The sequence below is a fragment of the uncultured Gimesia sp. genome (assembly GCF_963972345.1).
GTDB lineage: Bacteria > Planctomycetota > Planctomycetia > Planctomycetales > Planctomycetaceae > Gimesia.
The window spans coordinates 1-15,600 of sequence record NZ_CAXAVM010000018.1 but is presented as its reverse complement, the minus strand read 5'-3'; the positions used below and the strand labels follow the sequence as shown (position 1 = coordinate 15,600).

At 56.8% G+C, this 15,600-nt stretch carries 14 protein-coding genes and 1 tRNA gene; 5 read left to right on the top strand and 10 right to left on the bottom strand.

Features of this window, described 5'->3' with window-relative positions; all coding sequences use genetic code 11:
• Positions 1–13 precede the first annotated feature (13 nt).
• From AACZ40_RS04925 to AACZ40_RS04915, 3 genes are all read left to right on the top strand, one after another.
• The gene (locus AACZ40_RS04925; protein WP_339673477.1) at positions 14–1,507 is read left to right on the top strand and encodes a DUF1501 domain-containing protein; all 1,494 of its coding nucleotides are present in this window, start codon (positions 14–16) and stop codon (positions 1,505–1,507) included.
• Positions 1,508–1,627: 120 nt separating this feature from the next.
• Positions 1,628–1,702, top strand: a tRNA-Pro gene (locus AACZ40_RS04920).
• Positions 1,703–2,281: 579 nt separating this feature from the next.
• Positions 2,282–2,704 (top strand): hypothetical protein, encoded by a 423-nt coding sequence (locus AACZ40_RS04915; protein ID WP_291177746.1) that lies wholly within the window; start codon positions 2,282–2,284, stop codon positions 2,702–2,704.
• A 295-nt stretch (positions 2,705–2,999) separates the two neighbouring features.
• On the opposite strand, the gene AACZ40_RS04910 is transcribed toward AACZ40_RS04915, so the two are convergent.
• The 8 genes from AACZ40_RS04910 to AACZ40_RS04875 form a co-directional block, all read right to left on the bottom strand.
• Entirely contained in the window at positions 3,000–4,115 is a 1,116-nt protein-coding gene (locus AACZ40_RS04910; RefSeq protein ID WP_339673475.1) for a glutamate-cysteine ligase family protein, read from the bottom strand.
• A gap of 20 nt (positions 4,116–4,135) precedes the next feature.
• On the bottom strand, positions 4,136–5,620 hold the full coding sequence (locus tag AACZ40_RS04905) for a nuclear transport factor 2 family protein (RefSeq protein ID WP_291177752.1): 1,485 nt from the start codon (positions 5,618–5,620) through the stop codon (positions 4,136–4,138).
• A 25-nt stretch (positions 5,621–5,645) separates the two neighbouring features.
• Positions 5,646–6,773 (bottom strand): efflux RND transporter periplasmic adaptor subunit, encoded by a 1,128-nt coding sequence (locus AACZ40_RS04900; RefSeq protein ID WP_291177755.1) that lies wholly within the window; start codon positions 6,771–6,773, stop codon positions 5,646–5,648.
• 19 nt (positions 6,774–6,792) lie between these two features.
• Positions 6,793–10,095, bottom strand: a complete 3,303-nt coding sequence (locus AACZ40_RS04895) for an efflux RND transporter permease subunit (protein ID WP_291177758.1) — start codon at positions 10,093–10,095, stop codon at positions 6,793–6,795.
• A gap of 13 nt (positions 10,096–10,108) precedes the next feature.
• A complete protein-coding gene (locus AACZ40_RS04890; RefSeq protein WP_291177761.1) occupies positions 10,109–10,456 on the bottom strand; it encodes a hypothetical protein in 348 nt (115 codons plus the stop codon).
• A 72-nt stretch (positions 10,457–10,528) separates the two neighbouring features.
• Positions 10,529–11,233: a hypothetical protein gene (locus tag AACZ40_RS04885; RefSeq protein ID WP_291177764.1), complete on the bottom strand. Its 705-nt coding sequence runs from the start codon at positions 11,231–11,233 to the stop codon at positions 10,529–10,531.
• A gap of 142 nt (positions 11,234–11,375) precedes the next feature.
• Positions 11,376–12,767 carry a heavy metal sensor histidine kinase gene (locus AACZ40_RS04880; RefSeq protein ID WP_291177767.1) on the bottom strand — a complete coding sequence of 464 codons (1,392 nt, stop codon included), beginning with the start codon at positions 12,765–12,767 and terminating at the stop codon, positions 11,376–11,378.
• On the bottom strand, positions 12,764–13,441 hold the full coding sequence (locus AACZ40_RS04875; RefSeq protein WP_339673472.1) for a response regulator transcription factor: 678 nt from the start codon (positions 13,439–13,441) through the stop codon (positions 12,764–12,766). The genes AACZ40_RS04880 and AACZ40_RS04875 overlap by 4 nt, the downstream gene beginning before the upstream one ends.
• Before the next feature lie 204 nt (positions 13,442–13,645).
• Between AACZ40_RS04875 and AACZ40_RS04870 the strand changes: the two genes are divergently transcribed.
• Both AACZ40_RS04870 and AACZ40_RS04865 read left to right on the top strand, forming a co-directional pair.
• Entirely contained in the window at positions 13,646–14,365 is a 720-nt protein-coding gene (locus AACZ40_RS04870) for a Fe-Mn family superoxide dismutase (protein WP_291177772.1), read from the top strand.
• Between the two features lie 325 nt (positions 14,366–14,690).
• A complete protein-coding gene (locus AACZ40_RS04865) occupies positions 14,691–14,813 on the top strand; it encodes a hypothetical protein (protein WP_291177774.1) in 123 nt (40 codons plus the stop codon).
• A gap of 35 nt (positions 14,814–14,848) precedes the next feature.
• Here AACZ40_RS04865 and AACZ40_RS04860 read toward each other — a convergent pair whose 3' ends face one another.
• Together AACZ40_RS04860 and AACZ40_RS04855 are read right to left on the bottom strand one after the other, a co-directional pair.
• Positions 14,849–15,052, bottom strand: a complete 204-nt coding sequence (locus AACZ40_RS04860) for a MarR family transcriptional regulator (RefSeq protein WP_291177777.1) — start codon at positions 15,050–15,052, stop codon at positions 14,849–14,851.
• Positions 15,053–15,222: 170 nt separating this feature from the next.
• On the bottom strand, positions 15,223–15,600 hold a 378-nt coding region (locus AACZ40_RS04855), incomplete at its 5' end, for a hypothetical protein (protein ID WP_339673469.1).

The window sequence follows — 15,600 nt, the reverse complement described above, 5'->3', positions numbered from 1 at the left end:
ACTGGTGAACCACATGCTGAATCCGTTTGAGTCATTCGAACCCCGACGCCTGTTGCAGCAGGTGCATTCCCGCCGTTCGTTCTTTTCCAGCGTCTACTCCGGCATGGCCGGTCTCGGACTGACGAACCTGCTGCTTAGCGACCTGTCAGCCGCGAATTCCCAGACTGGAAATTCAAAACAGAATAAAGACTGGCAGCCCGGCGTCGACGAAACCCATTTCCCCCCGAAAGCCAAACGGGTCCTGCAGATCTTCTGCCCCGGTGCCGCCTCGCACATGGATTTGTGGGAACACAAACCCAGCCTCGAAAAATATCATGGCAAGCCGCTGCCCGGCGAAGAAAATTTCGTCAGTTTTCAGGGGAAAAACGGAAACCTCATGAAAAGTCCCTGGGCCTTCAAACCACAGGGCGAGACCGGCAAAATGTGTTCGACCATGCTGCCTCACATCTCACGTCATGTCGACGATATTGCCTTCATCCATTCGATGACCACCAAAACCAACACGCATGGCCCCGGCTGTGTGTTCATGAATACCGGTCACGATACCGAAGGTTATCCCAGCGCTGGTGCCTGGCTCGGTTATGCGCTGGGCAGCGAAAATGAAAATCTGCCCGCTTACATCGCCATTCCCGATATCCGCGGCGAGCCCCCCAACGGAAAAGCCAACTGGAGCAACGGCTTCCTCCCCGCCCAGCATCAGGCGATCGTGATGAATGCGCAGTCTCCCATTCGCAATCTGAAAATTCCCGAGGGGATTTCTCCCAAAGAAGAGAAAGCTACGCGTGAGTTTTTAAAGTTCCTCGATCAGAAACATGCCGAGCAGCGGCCGGGCAACTCCGATCTGCAGGCGCGTATCGAAGCCTACGAACTCGCGGCCCGCATGCAACTGTCGGCACCCGAAGTGTCGAACCTCGCTTCCGAGCCGAAAGCGATTCACGAACAGTATGGCACAAGCGACCCCAACAAACTCAAAGCAGCGTACGCGCGCAACTGTCTGCTGGCGCGGCGATTCCTGGAGCGGGGCGTACGCTATCTGAACCTGTACTGTTCCTCGCGGGCTTCAGGCGTCGATGGTCTGTTGAACTGGGACGCCCACAAAACCCTCAAAGCCGACTACGAACGCCACTGCCCGATCTTCGATCAACCGACGGCGGCGCTGCTCACCGATTTAAAACAGCGGGGGCTGTTGGATGAAACGCTGGTCCTCTGGACGACCGAATTCGGACGCATGCCCACACATCAGTCGGGGACCCTCGGCCGCGATCACAATCCGGACGGCTTCACCTGCTGGATGATGGGAGCTGGCATCAAGGGGGGAACCAGCTATGGTGCGACAGACGAATTCGGTCGCCGGGCCGAGCTTAATCCGACCACTGTCTGGGATTTTTACGCGACTGCCCTGCATTTGCTCGGTTTCCAGCACGAAAAACTGACTTATTATAATAATGGCCTCGATCGCCGCCTGACCGACGTTCATGGAAATTTGATTAAAGATATTCTTGCCTAATGCTGATGATGATTTAAATATCTGCTTACTTCAGTAGAGGTTACATATTTTCGGAAGAGAACACATAGAACCATTGACGGCTTCAACGTGTCTCTCTAAACTGTGCCTCTGATTAAGTTACGGGGCGTAGCTCAGCTTGGCTAGAGCGCTGCGTTTGGGACGCAGAGGTCGCACGTTCGAATCGTGTCGCCCCGACTTTTAAGTTGTTTTATCTTAACGACTTATAGAAACGCTTTTTGGTCCGTTATTCGTCGGATCACCCTGGTCCGTTAAGTGGTCCGTTATTCTGTAATTTTTCATGCAAAATTACAACGCTCTGAGTCGCCCAGAATCGCTTCCCTCGCCTCCTGAACTGCAAACGTGATCCTTCTCTTACATCCTGCCCCTAAATCGCTCCTGAGGGCCTCTCAGGAGGCTGTCCGCCGCCTGGCTGATATCTGGCTAGGACTCATTAAGAAATCAGCATCGGTTGGCACATAGTTGGTCGAATCAGGAAGGGACGAAGGTTAGATGGTTTTGCACGTTGGTTTTCGGAGCAAGCTTAACTAAAATTATTAGCTGAATAAATCACAAGAATATGTAGTTGGCAATCACCCGCTTGGTCAAAACGGATATTCGAATAAGCTGTTAGACTCGGATCGAGTGTAAAAACAACCTTTGAAGGTGGACAGCGAAGTGACGCAGCATAACCTATTGATCTGTCGCGTCTTGGTCATACTTTCCGGCGCCATTTGGCTCGGAAGGCTAACGTTTTACGCCTCCGTGGTAATTCCGATGGCTCACGGGGTGCTGGGAAGTCATACCACCGTAGGCTTCATCACCCAGCAAGTGACCGGTTGGATCAATGCCGCAGCAGTGATCGCGCTGGTTGTGTTTCTCGTTAATGTCATCGTCACGCGATCCGCCCAGCCACTCCGACTGCGTATCATCCTGAGCGCGGCATGGGCGCTAATGGCATTGCTGCAAGCGAGTTTGTTCGTCCTGCACCCAATGCTCGACCGATTACTCGACGCGAAAGCGCTGGCGATTCTCGATCCGGAGCAGTTCTATTTTCTACATCAAATCTACTTGATCGGGACCAGCATCCAGCTATTCGCGGCGCTAGCCTTCCTGGTATGCGTGCTGGCCGTGTGGCGACGGCAGGATATGCTTAAGTTCGAGCGAACCCGGCAAGAAGTACCGCTTCGACGGCGGTAGCGGGAACAGCGATCGCGAGGCCAGGAAGCAGGCAGAAGCCGACTGGCGGGCCACTAAGGCCCAGCTCAACCCCGAAGCCGAAGAAGCCAAGCCCCACCGGATCGAGTATAAACTGTGATCGCAGAATGGGAGAGCGTACTTAGTTGGTGCATCGACCATGGCGACCCAAAGAGCCTCGCGAAATGTTGGGTGGACATGATTAGCAACTTCATCCGCTTCTTGACTGATTCCATTCGTTGTTTTCATACGCCTAGCGTGTCTCCGTCACACCTTGTCCACTGCGGGAATGCATCGCTCAGTTGTCAAACGAATACGGTGTTACATCGGCATTGTCAACGAGTCCCGCTCTCAACCTCAGAACATGTTCCAACGATCCTGTTTCACGAAAGCAATCGATGATGTCATCGGCCGGCAGCCGGCCGGTTTCGAGGCGACGCTGCATCACACTGAGCGGGCCGATATCAAATCCGTACTTTTCGAGTACGACAGGGCTCCGAGTCAGGACTGCGGTGGCTCGCTCACGCACGGTCTCCGCTTCCAATCCGAATCGGGAGATCGCCCCGAGATCGTAGACGCGCGTCTGATTGTGGGCACGCCCGTCCAATTCATTGTCGAGTAACAACGTGAGCCACAGCAGAATGAATGCGTGGTAATCGACCAGCTGGTTTGTGGCTTCGAACAGTTTGAACTCCATCCGTCCGTTCTCTTGTGGATGGAGTTCAATGGCCGGTGCGATCACGCTGCGGCGGTATGTTCGGATCGACTTGCCGACAGCGCCGCGCATCGACCACAGTTCGCCACGATAAATGGGCGATGCCAGCGACAGAGCGGCCAGCGCGGGGGAGTAGTAATTGACCTTCCGGTGCAGATCGGCGACATCAATGCAGTCGTTGAGTTCGTGAGGCAGGCTGACGTTGATATCCGGGCCGCACGTCGTCATGACCTCCATCGCCCACTGCCAAAAGTCGTAGCGCCGCTTGTTCTGTGGCCCCTCGAAGTGGTGCTCGGTCGGATGATGCGAGAGTGAGACCAGCGCGTAGCCCCGACCCAGGAGCGCAGTTTCCAGCCGGTCGTGCAACGTCTTCAGCGTGGCCAGGCACTGCTCGATGGACGAACAGACCGGCGTTCGAATCTCAATGCCCTTGGGCAACAGGTCGATCGGTGACAAGTCCGGAGCCGGCATATGATAGCCCTCCACCGCATATGGCATCAGTTTCCGATGAGGCGGCTCCAGTTCCAACCCGACAACCGGCGGCAGGTCGTCGACAGCGATCGATTCCAGCACCTGGTTCAATTCCTCGAACGACAAGTCCTGATGCCACAACGGCCGAAACGTCTCCGCATCGGCGAGTTGATACTCGGCTTCGACTCCGAAACGGAACGAATCGCGGTGGGTATCTGAGTGTGTCATGTGACTGATCCTTCCGTGGCCTAACCGCCGGCCTTCACGTGTCGCGGGTATTCGTAACGGCCGACGTTGTCGCGGACCCATTCGTAGTAGAAACGAATACCGCGATCGTCTTCACTCTTGCCATAGCCGCCCATTTCGGGATTCGGACCTGTGCCGCTGCCGTTGGTAATGCCCTGACACCAGCCACTGTGAAACAGGATGCAGGCGTTCGGCGCAGCGGCGTAGTCCTCAAACAGCTTTAAAAAGATCGGGAACTCGTCCGCTTCAAACTTGCCGTCATTCTCGTACGCGTCGTTCCGTTGAGTTTCCACGTTTACGACAAACCCGTCGCTGGGAATCGGTTCGTCTTTCTGGATTGCGAGAATCTCCATACCGGGATAGCTCGTTCCCGTCCCGGACTTAAAGGTCGGACAAATGCCCGCCTCGATATCCGGCGCGAACCTCTTGAACCAAGCGGTGAGCTTCGCCTTCTTCTCCGGCCCATTCGGTTCGCGGAAGATATCGTGCTCGACCCGTGCGTGGTTGTACTCGTGCATGATGTCGCAAAAGACGTTCTTCAGTTTCCGCCGCACGAAGAACTTCGCGGTCTCCTCGCACGCCCGCTGGATAGCAGCTTCGTCTATAAGCTCTTGATCCTTGCGAGGTGAGAACAGGCCGACCATTACCACCATGCCGCGTGCGTCGGCCTCGCGGACGAGCCATTCGAGCCGACGGGCAAACTCCGGCTTGAGCGTGCCATCGGCGTTGTATCCGTTGCGTCCTGCCTCCGGGTCAGGTGCGCCGCCGTTGCTCCCCTGAACGTAGACGCCGATGCAGTTGATGCCGTGAGAGACCATATTGTCGAGATTGCGGATATGCCGTTCCGTGACCCCCTGGCTGTAAAGGGCGTTGCCGCACCGCAGGCCCCAAATCGTGATCTGTTGGCCGCCCAGAAACGGTCGGTCGTCTTTGATAGAGAACTCGCGTGTCGCGGGCGGATCGTCGATCTCCAGTGCCTTTTCCGGTGTCGTCCGCGCCGTTATCGGCGAAGCAGCGGGAACTTCCGTCGCTTGGAATGCCACGACCTGCCACACACCATTCCGCTTAGACCAGACTCGCAGAAATCGGAACTGGCCTGAGCCGATACTGCCGTCCGACTCGCGCCACTTCGGCGTCGAGACACCGGTCACGACTGCCGTATCATCGACGACGCGCACCTGCAGGTCGGTCACATCAAACGAGATGTAACTGCTATTGCCCTGCACTTTGCCTTTCATCCATTCGGCTTTGGTGCGAAAGCGCCCGGACTGACTGCCGTGTGTGAAGTTGGCGGCGAACAGGCGATCGAACGCTGCCACGTCGCCGTGAATGATCGCGTCAGCTAGGACTGCTTCTGCTTCTCTAACCTCGTTATCGGGGCCATCCGCAGCAAATATAGACGGCATGAATACAACTGCGTGACATACGATGGCAACAACTGCACTAAGCGCTTTCCATCGGCGGCGACCCATGAATGAATTGGTCATTGTGATTTGCTCCATGAAGATTTGGTTATCGGCTTTGCGTTTCCGCTTTTGCTAGTGGGACGGATAACTGGATTCTCGCTTTGGCATACATCCCAGGGCGGAAAAGTCGATCGGGATTGGAAAGATCAATCTCGACTCGTAGCGTCCGAGAGGCTGGATCGAGCACCCAACTCGTTCGAGAGACTTTGGCTTTGAACTCCTCTTCGCCGAACGCCGGAACTTGAATCCAAGCGGTGCTTCCGACTTGAATGCGAACCGCGTCGCGTTCGGGAACGTCGACGGCGACGCGGAGCGTATCGATTCGCTCGACGACGAACAGCGGCGGCTGTGATCCTGTGCCGGGCTGCACGAAATGACCGGTGTCGATGTTACGTTGGCTGATGATGCCCGCGTAGGGAGATCGAATCCGGGCATAGCCGAGGAGTGCTTCCAGACGCCTCACTTCAGTCTCGGCAACTTTGACGCGGACGCGCGCCACGGCTTCATCGGTTTTCGCTTTGGCGACTTTTGCCTCCGCTTCGGCCAGATCCGCCTCGACAGCCAAAACATGGGCTTGGGTTTCATCGCGGCCCGCCTCGGCCGATCGCAATTGATTCAAGGTTTCGTCTACCAACTTTCCGGTCACAGAACCTTTTTCAGCAAGGTCACGAATCCGCTCATGCTCAGCCTTCCATCGCTCGTACTCTCCCCGTGCGCGCACGACGCCTGCCTCGCTTTCAGCAATACGCGCTTTGGCGGCTTGCATCGTTTTCTCGGCGACCGTGACCGCTGCCGTGGACTGTAGCAACTCGGCCGCCGCCTGCTCGGCGAGGGCTTCCTTCTGCATCAACTCTTCGAGCATCTCGGGAACGTCGATCTCGGCGAGCACTTCGCCTTCCGCGACTTCATCTCCGATGTCTGTAAGCGCGATCTGCTTGGTGTTGCTTCCGTCAGTGGATGCCTGGCGAGTTTTCAGGACGTAACCCTGAATCTTGGCGAATAGTGGCGTGCGCTCGTACGGTTCGAGCCGAGCGGGCTGAATAGTAAACTTGGCGGCGGATACTGCTGAGCGATCCTGAGCAGTGGCAGTCTTCAACTCCAGCCCGCCAACGAGCACGCAAATGACAAGACCCGCTAAAGTAGTGCGTCGGTTTGTTCGCAAACGAGAAATCATGGATCGATATCGTCTTTCATCATGTGGTTTGAAGTTGTGAATCGGCCTGTTTGTCGAAGAATGGGCTCTCGGGGTCTTCGGGGTCGAGTGAGCAGGAAGCAGTCGAAGTACGTGCCTGAAGGATCGCGAATACGCTCGGCAGCACGAAGAACGTGGCGCACGTGCCGAGTGCCAATCCCCCCACGACTGCGCGTCCCAACGGCGCGTTTTGTGCTCCCGCTTCGCCCCAGGCCAATGCCATCGGGAGCATGCCGGCGATCATCGTGCTGGAGGTCATCAGGACCGCACGCAGGCGGCTCTCCGCCCCCGTGATCGCCGCATCTCGCGTTGGAATTCCTTCCCGCCGCAGTCGCTCTGCAAATGTGATCAGCAGAATGGCGTTCGACATCACCACGCCGACCGCCATGATCGCGCCGATGAACGATTGAATATTGAGCGTCGTTCCCGTTACCCAGAGCAAGAGGACGATCCCGCTGAGCGCGGCTGGTGCTGTTGACGTTGCAGCCAGCGCGAGTTTCAGGGACTGGAAGTTAGCGGCCAGCAGGAGAAAGATACAGACAATCGAAATCAGCAGTCCGATGCTCAGACCATTCAGGATTTGTTCCATCGGCGGCAGTTGCCCACGAATTTCCCGCTGGACTCCTTTAGGAGGCTCTCCGGTACGTTCGAGCGCTCGGGCGACTTCACGCGTGACCGTACCCAAGTCAACGTCAGCCGCAATATTGGCGGTCAACGTCACTTCACGCATCATGTTGTATCGGTCGAATTGCCCTGGCATCGTTCCTTCCTTGATGTCGGCCACGTCGCGAACGCGGATGATGCCTCCATTGCCTCGCAATGGCACGCCGTTGCCATTGGATGCATGAGTCTGATGCGCGCCGATCGGGACTTCGCCCAGTTCAGCGACGGAATCCATGCCGCCGTTCTCGCCGGTTTCCCGGATCACTGACCGGGGAATCTCGACCTGCACCTGGTAGCCGATACCGCTCTTGGGATCGGCCCAGAACAACGGCTGCGTGAATCGCGTGGATGAAGTGGCCGCCACCAGCGAATTGGCGACATCCTGCGGGGTGACGCCGGCCAGTCCGGCTCGTTCGCGGTCGACGTTGACTTCGACGGTCGGGTAATCGAGCGACTGGGCAATCTGCAGATCGCGAAGCGCTGGGAGCTTCGCAAGTTCCGCCTGCAGTTTCTCCGCGTAGGCTCGATTGTCCGGCAGGCTCTTGCCGCGCACGGCAATCTCCACAGGGGTCGGTGAGCCGAAGCTCATGACTTCGTTGACGATATCCGACGCCTCGAAGGAAAACCGCGTTTCGGCAAACTTGGGATCGCTGGTCAGCCGCTCACGCAAACGCTCCTGAACCGCTGCGACGTCGATCTCTGCGTCGTCCTTCAGGTCCACCCACAGAACCGTTTCTTCCGGACCGCGCGACCAGTGGAACACGGCATTGATCGGATAGCTCGATGGAACAGTTCCCACATACCCCAGCGTCACGTCGATCTTGTCGCGGTCGAATTCCTCTTCGACCGCCTTCACCAGATTGATCGCCTTTTGTTCGCTCACTCCCAGATGCGTTCCATCCGGAGCCCGCATCCGAATGCGAAATTGATCGGACGCAACACGCGGAAAGATGTCCGTCCCCAAACGCGTGCCGACTCCGACGATGATCACTCCACAAGCGACCAGATAGACCGCAACCAAGACCCATCGAGCCGGCAGCACCAGCGACAACGTCTTGCGGTAGGCGGCCCTGACTCGGTCCAGAACCGGAGCGTGACTGCGACCGGCTTCGGGATGATTTCTAAGCAGCCATGTCAGCAGTACCGGCACGAACGTGCTCGACAGAATGTATGAGGTTACCATCGCAAAACCTACGGCCAGTGCAACCGGGACGAACAAGGACCGGGCCGCCCCTTGCAGAAAGAACGACGAAACGAACACCGCCAGAATGCAGACCATCGCCAGGAATCGTGGAACGATGGTCTCCCCCGTTCCCTCCCGCACCGCTCTCGGTAATGATGCCCCCTGTTCCAGTCGGGTGTGAATGTTCTCCACGGCCACCGTGGCCTCGTCCACCAGCACGCCAATCGCCAGCGCCAGCCCGCCGAGGGTCATCAGATTGAGAGTGTTTCCGGTCAGCCATAGTACAAAAGTCGAGACGAGCAAAGCCAGCGGAATGTTGAGCACAACGACCAGAGAACTTCTCCAGTCGCGCAGAAAGACTAGAATCAATAAGCCCACGAGAATGGAGCCAATCGCCCCTTCCATCGCCACACCGGAAACGCCGCGCGTTACGTAGGGAGTCTGGTCGAACTCGAAGCTCACCTGGATGTCGTCAGGCAATACCGCCTGCATCCTCGGCAGCGCCTTTTTGATCTCGTTCACGACCGACAGAGTAGAGGCGTCCGCCCGCTTCGTCGCGAGGATGTAGACGGCCCGGCGCCCGTTGACGAGCGCATAGCCGTTGGGAGCGTCCATAAAATCCGCCACGGACGCGACGTCTCGCAGGTAGACGGACTGGGCCGCCGACATGCGGATCGGTACGTTCCTCAGTTCACTGATGTCCTTCACAACCGAGTTAACCGGGACCAGCGGATACTTGTCTCCCACCGGAAGATTGCCGGAGGGGCTTATCCGGTTGTTTTGCGCCAGAGCCGTGGCGACCTCGTCCGGAGACATGCCGTACGACTGAAGCTGCTCCGGATTGACCGAGACCACGATTGTTCGCTGGCTGCCGCCAAAAGGCGGAGGAGCCGACACGCCCGGCAGCGACGCGAACATCGGACGGACTTGAAACAGTGCCAGATCCTGAATCTCGGCAATCGTTCGCGTTTCGCTTGAGAGCACCAGTCGTCCCACCGGGACGCTGCCGGTGTCGAACCGCATGACGAACGGCGAAACCGTGCCCGGCGGCATGAACGCCTGCGACCGATTCACATAGTTGATCGTCTCAGCCATCGCCTGCGACATGTCCGTTCCGGGGTGAAACGTCAGTTTCATGAGCGCGACGCCAGCGATGTTTCGCGATTCGACGTGATGAATCCCGCTGATGTAAAGGAAGTGATACTCGTAATAGTTTGTCAGGTAGCCTTCCATCTGTGCGGGGTCCATTCCGCCGTAGGGCTGACAGACGTAAATGACCGGGAGATTCAGCGCCGGGAAGATGTCCACTTCCATTCCCTGAGGAAGTGCGTCCGGCCATGGCAAGCCAAGCCCCTGAGCGATTGGTTTACCGATCGCGGAAAAGCTTCCAAGAACGATCCCGCTAACAACGATCATCACCGTGATCGGATGCCGGAGTGCCGATTGGATCAACTGCATCGATTGCCTACTTTCACTCGCTGAGTTGATCGAAGGATGGACTGGTGGCTTCCACGAGGACAGCACCAACGGCGAGCTGATTCGGTCCCGCCCCACCTCCATCGTATGGGTCACTTGTTTGTATGCGGTTTGTATGCGGGTAGATGATCGAGAGTGTTCCATCGCCCTCGTTGGAATCGAACACAGCATCGCCAGCCGGTGACATAGCAACGCCGTGAGGCTTGCTTCCCGTCTCGATGTGGCCGTCTAATCGACCTCCCGGCACGTCAATGACTGAAATGCCATCGCCGCGGAAGTTCGTCACATAGGCGCGAACCGCTTTCACTTCTCCGCCGAATACGCTTCGGCTCGTGCCCATCATCACGAAAGCGGCCACGATCACCGCCGCATGAATACCCCATTGCCTTCGTGAAGCTGATTCATCTGACATCGTTTATTCATCCTGTGTCTTGGACAGTTCGACCCCGGTCGCCGTGAACTGATCGAAGTGGGTATGAGCGTCAGCCTTGGTCCATAGTCCAATGCGTCCCGCATCGGAAAGTGTATCGTCACGCACACCAAGTCTTGTGCCGTCAACGTCGCAGATGATTAGGTCGCCTCGCATTGTGACCGTCAGCGTGTGCCACTTCTCGGCGACAAGTTCCACATCGATACTCGCCAGCTGCGTCCGCTTTCCCACAATGACCTTGTAAATGCGCAGATTGTCTTCGAGCGGGTTGAAGCGGCAGACGTAATAGTGGTTAGGATCGACATAACGCCAGACAAGCCCACCCCCCTGATCGATCTTGCCGGCAACCGACTTGAAGGCCACAGTCAGCTTCATGTCGCGATAGCTGACGTCTTCAACCACGCACAAGTTGAACATAGACCGTGGACTTTCGGCAGTCTGCGCCAGCACAAAACCTGTCTGCGACGGCGTCGACTCGTCTGCGACAACTTTCCACACACTGCCGTTTCCCTCGCCAGTCTGAGCGATCTCCCAGCCCTCCAGAGTTTTATCGACGTCGTCGGCTGCAAATGTCCAATGGCGAGTTTCGCCCTCGATCTCTGGTGCGGGCACGTCGAGCAGCCCAGAGTTCTGGCTGCACCCGGCCGACATGGTGGTGATCGCCGTGATCGCCACCATGCCAAGGAACACGTTTTTAATTTCCGTGTTTATAATTCAGTCTCCTGCGATGCTCGCATCAGATGATTATTCGTCGCCACACGACGACTTCATTGAATACACGTATTCTCCCATAGCCACTTCTAAAGTCCATTAAAGGGACATGAAACCTCTTTCATGTTGGCAGATTGCTGCCTGTGCGAGGCAGCAACACGGTACACGTCGTCCCTTCACTCGGCGTACTGAAGATTTCCACGCGCCCACTATGAGCCGACACGATGCTCTGCACGATGCTGAGTCCCAGACCGGTTCCACCGGCTTCGCGGCTGCGGGATTTGTCGACGCGATAGAACCGATCGAAGACTCGTGGCAGGTGATCGGCGTCGATGCCGATGCCGGTGTCGTGGACAGCGACAGCGATCATCCCGGACTGCTCGGTCACCGTCACTTCGATGCGGCCTTCGGGCGGCGTGTATTTGATAGCGTTTTCAAGCAAGTTGTAGAGCACCTCGCGCAGCTGATCGCAGTCGCCAGTGACGATGGCTGCTGTGCGGGTATCGAGAGTCAATGTCTGCTGTTTCGCCTTGGCCAGCGGACGCATCATCTCCGTGGCGTCGGCCACAAGTCGGGCGAAGTCGACCGGCTGTGATTCCAGCGGCACCAGTCCCGCGTCCTCGCGCGACAGCGTCAGTAACTGATCCGTCAGCTTCGTGAGATGCTCGCACTCTTCGAGGATGCTGCCCGCCAACGTCTGAAACTCCTCGGCATCCGGTGACTCGTGCATGGCGACCTCAACCTCGGCGCGGATCACCGAAATTGGCGTCCGCAGTTCGTGCGAAGCGTCGGCCGTGAAGCGTCGTATTTCAGCAAAGGACCGTTGCAGCCGGGCGATCATCGCGTTAATGGTCTGAGCGAGCCGTCCAAGTTCGTCGTTCGGATTCGGCATGTCGAGTCGTCGGTCGAGCTGTTCGGCCGTGATTTCATCCGTCGCCTGACGAATCCGCTCGACCGGAGCAAGAGCTCGCCGGGCCAGCGCGTATCCGACACCACCTGCCAGCAGCAACGATATCGGCAGGACAGCCAGCAGCACCGCCGCCAGCCCCCGGAGTTCCTCATGCACCTCGTCCATCGGCAGCATCAGGACGACGTCAAACCGGCTGCCATTCACATTCAGCGCTCGTGTTAGCATCCGCTGCCGGCCGATCAGCGGCACCCGACGTGAGTCAAACCGTAACTCGTCCGCGGCGTTCTCCGATCGATCGGGAACACTCTTTGCGGCCATCTGCTCGGTCCGTGCGACGACGCCGTCCTCACCATAAACAATACACAACACCCCGGCGTGCTCGTGAAACTCATCGATCCAGTGCCGAATCCGGGCTTTGGTGTCTTCGACGTTGTGCAGGTCGTGTTCGAGTTCGTGAAACTGTTCGATTAGGACGCGGTCGATCTGCTCCAGCATGGCATGTCGAAGCAGACCGTAGACGAGCAATCCGACGATCAGCAGAAGAACCGCAAGAGCCGCCGTGTTCCACAGAGTCAGTCGCCAGCGAATACTCAGTCTGTTCATGGCGAGTCCCTCACGACATAGCCGACACCGCGGACCGTGTGAATCAACTGCCGCAGACCCGGGCGTTCGACCTTCTTCCGCAGCAGCCCGACGTAAACGTCGATAACATTGGTCAGCACTCCCATCGGTTCCTGCCATACATCGCGAGCCAGCATATCCCGGGTGACGACAGCATTGACATGCCGCAGAAAGTACGCCAGCAGTTCGAACTCACGCTGACTTACTTCGATCTCCTCGCCGTCGCGTACAACTCGTCGAGCGATCAGGTCCATTTCCAGATCAGCCACTCGCAGCATGAGTTCACGCCCTGTCGTGTCGCGACGCAGTAACGCCCGCAACCGGGCAAGCAACTCGGCGAAGGCAAATGGCTTCACGAGATAGTCATCAGCTCCTCCGTCCAGCCCCGATACACGATCCTCCACGCTATCTTTCGCAGTCAGAATGAGAACGGGCTGTGAAAAACCAACGGATCTCAAATCGTTCAGCACCTGCATCCCATCTCTCCCCGGCAGCATCAGGTCGAGAATTAAGCCGTCCATCTTCTCGGTCGTCGCGGAGTAATACCCTTCCTCGCCTGTCGCCGCCGTGATGACTTCGTATCCATCCTGTTCCAGTCCCTTTTTCAGGCTGGCCAGCAGCTTTTTTTCATCTTCGACAACCAGCACGCGCGGCACGTGATTCCCTCCTTATCAATGTCGAGATCCATTATGTATTATTACCACGGTCTTGAACATGAGAGCCGCATGAAAAGTTTTTCATGTTGTATTGAGAGCCTTGCCATCAATCCGCGTGTGCTGCAAGATCATACAAAGTACACAATGGGTTTAGAAGCCTCAGGTCTTGGGCTCGACAACAACTAACTTCACGGAGAACGACTAATGAGTGATTTCTCACGACGCAACTTCCTGTTTGCCTCATCGGGCGCAGTCGCGGGCAACATGCTGGTCGGCGGACTCGCCGAAGCAGCAGATCACCAGACGCACGAACTGGACTTTTCACATAGCGGACTGGTCACGGGGAATCCCAAGCCACTGAAACACAAATCGATTCCAGGTTTCCTGAGTGCCGAGCAGATCGCACCACACCATACCGCGCATTACGGTGGTGCGCTCAAGGGCTACACGGCGGCGGACTCCCGTATTGAGGAAGCAGTGAAGTCCGGGCAGCCGTTGGATGCGGCCGCATACGGTGCGCTCAAGCGGGCCGTAAACAGTAAGAGCAACAGCGTCGTGCTGCACGAAATGTACTTTGACGGCCTCGCTCCCGAAGCACGCGATCCTGCCACCGATATTCGTGCCGCGATTGACAAACGCTTTGGGTCGATCGAGAAATGGTCGGACGACTTCGCTTCTTCCGCGAAAGGGGCTGCGGGTTGGGCCATGCTCGTTAAGCATCCTGTCAATGGGAAGCTCTACAATGTCGTCAGCGACGAACACGCGATGGGGGTGCTTTGGATGGCGACCCCGCTGATTGTCATCGACACCTACGAACACGCGTTCTACATCGACTACCAGAATCGCAAGTCCGAGTACGTCGACAAGTTCCTCGATCATATTGACTGGGACGAGGCCAACCGGCGCTTTGCGGTACATCGATAGCCAAACTGAAAAGACTCGGCATGTGCGTGAGCGTCCACTCACGGCGATGGGCGGTCGTCCTTATTTTGTAGCCGATGTTCTGGATGCGGCTAAGGGTAGGGCTCACCTAGGAGCCTGTCCAAGAACAATCTATTTGAGTTTTGTGCTCGGTGGGTGTCCGTCGAGAACCGAAAAGCCAATCAAGCGTTCGTCGATCTATTGAAACGCATCGCAGAACAAAAAGTGAGCAACGCCAGCGCAGATTGCGATAACTTGGTTGCTCGCACAGAAGCCCTGGATCGTTCCAATTCCTGGTACAACGAAAGCGCATCGCTTGGAAGAAAATGTGGCTGCGGCTTCAGTTGAATTGAGCGAAGCAGACCTGGGTGAAATCGAGAGTGGTGCGGGGAAGATCCAGGCGAGCGGAAAACGCTATTCTGAGGCGGCACAGAGACTCATCAACCGGTGACCGATGTGGTGGCCGTCTCTCTCAAATGACCCCGGTCACTTTCCCTCCGCCGTGAGTTCGACGGTTTGGTATCGTCGGTCACCTTCCAATACTGAGCGTGCGGTCATGTTCTTTCGGCAAAGCCGTTCGATAAGCTTGGAAACGGCCCCTCGAGTCATGCCTACTGTGTCCGCGAGCTGACTCGGATTTGCGGCTCCCGCGTCAAGCATTTCCCGCAGGAGAACCCACTCCGCTACCAAAGAGCATCGCCAACAGTTGGATGAACTGATCGATCAACTCAGTACAGAATAGTCAGCCTGAATAACACCAATTATTTGCTTTCCTTGAGGACAGGGTACTTTCCAGGACTCACCATCTAAGATCCTCCCTCAGTCATTTGGAGTCCTTACTAATTGCACTGGATACTTCTTCACGACTTCCGTCCATAATCAGCCGGGATTTCATCCCAGTCATCTGTATTCCACTTCAATACCGGATTCAGATCGGCTTGCCGTGTTAACCAGAGGACCGCTCTCATGATTCGCTGATAGACTCGGGGAGATAACTTTTGACCTCTGGCACTTCTTGAGTTAACACTTAGATTCTTCAGCCAACTGAGGGCCGTCTGGCTGTCGCTGTAGACGGGACAGTCAATCCCCTTCCGCTTCAGTAGTTGCAGTCCACGTACGATGGCCAGGAATTCACCGATATTGTTACTTCCGGTACTGATTGGATCGACTCGAAAGGCTTCGGTTCCATCATCCAGCCACACCCCCCGATACTCCATGAGCTTTTTTTTATCATTCCA

Excerpts from the sequence above, each read along its gene's own strand:
- AACZ40_RS04925 (WP_339673477.1), top strand. The coding sequence starts at position 14 with ATGCTGAATCCGTTTGAGTCATTCGAACCCCGACGCCTGTTGCAGCAG.
- AACZ40_RS04915 (WP_291177746.1), top strand. The coding sequence starts at position 2,282 with ATGGCTCACGGGGTGCTGGGAAGTCATACCACCGTAGGCTTCATCACC.
- AACZ40_RS04910 (WP_339673475.1), bottom strand. The coding sequence starts at position 4,115 with ATGACACACTCAGATACCCACCGCGATTCGTTCCGTTTCGGAGTCGAA.
- AACZ40_RS04905 (WP_291177752.1), bottom strand. The coding sequence starts at position 5,620 with ATGACCAATTCATTCATGGGTCGCCGCCGATGGAAAGCGCTTAGTGCA.
- AACZ40_RS04900 (WP_291177755.1), bottom strand. The coding sequence starts at position 6,773 with ATGATTTCTCGTTTGCGAACAAACCGACGCACTACTTTAGCGGGTCTT.
- AACZ40_RS04895 (WP_291177758.1), bottom strand. The coding sequence starts at position 10,095 with ATGCAGTTGATCCAATCGGCACTCCGGCATCCGATCACGGTGATGATC.
- AACZ40_RS04890 (WP_291177761.1), bottom strand. The coding sequence starts at position 10,456 with ATGATGGGCACGAGCCGAAGCGTATTCGGCGGAGAAGTGAAAGCGGTT.
- AACZ40_RS04880 (WP_291177767.1), bottom strand. The coding sequence starts at position 12,767 with ATGAACAGACTGAGTATTCGCTGGCGACTGACTCTGTGGAACACGGCG.
- AACZ40_RS04870 (WP_291177772.1), top strand. The coding sequence starts at position 13,646 with ATGAGTGATTTCTCACGACGCAACTTCCTGTTTGCCTCATCGGGCGCA.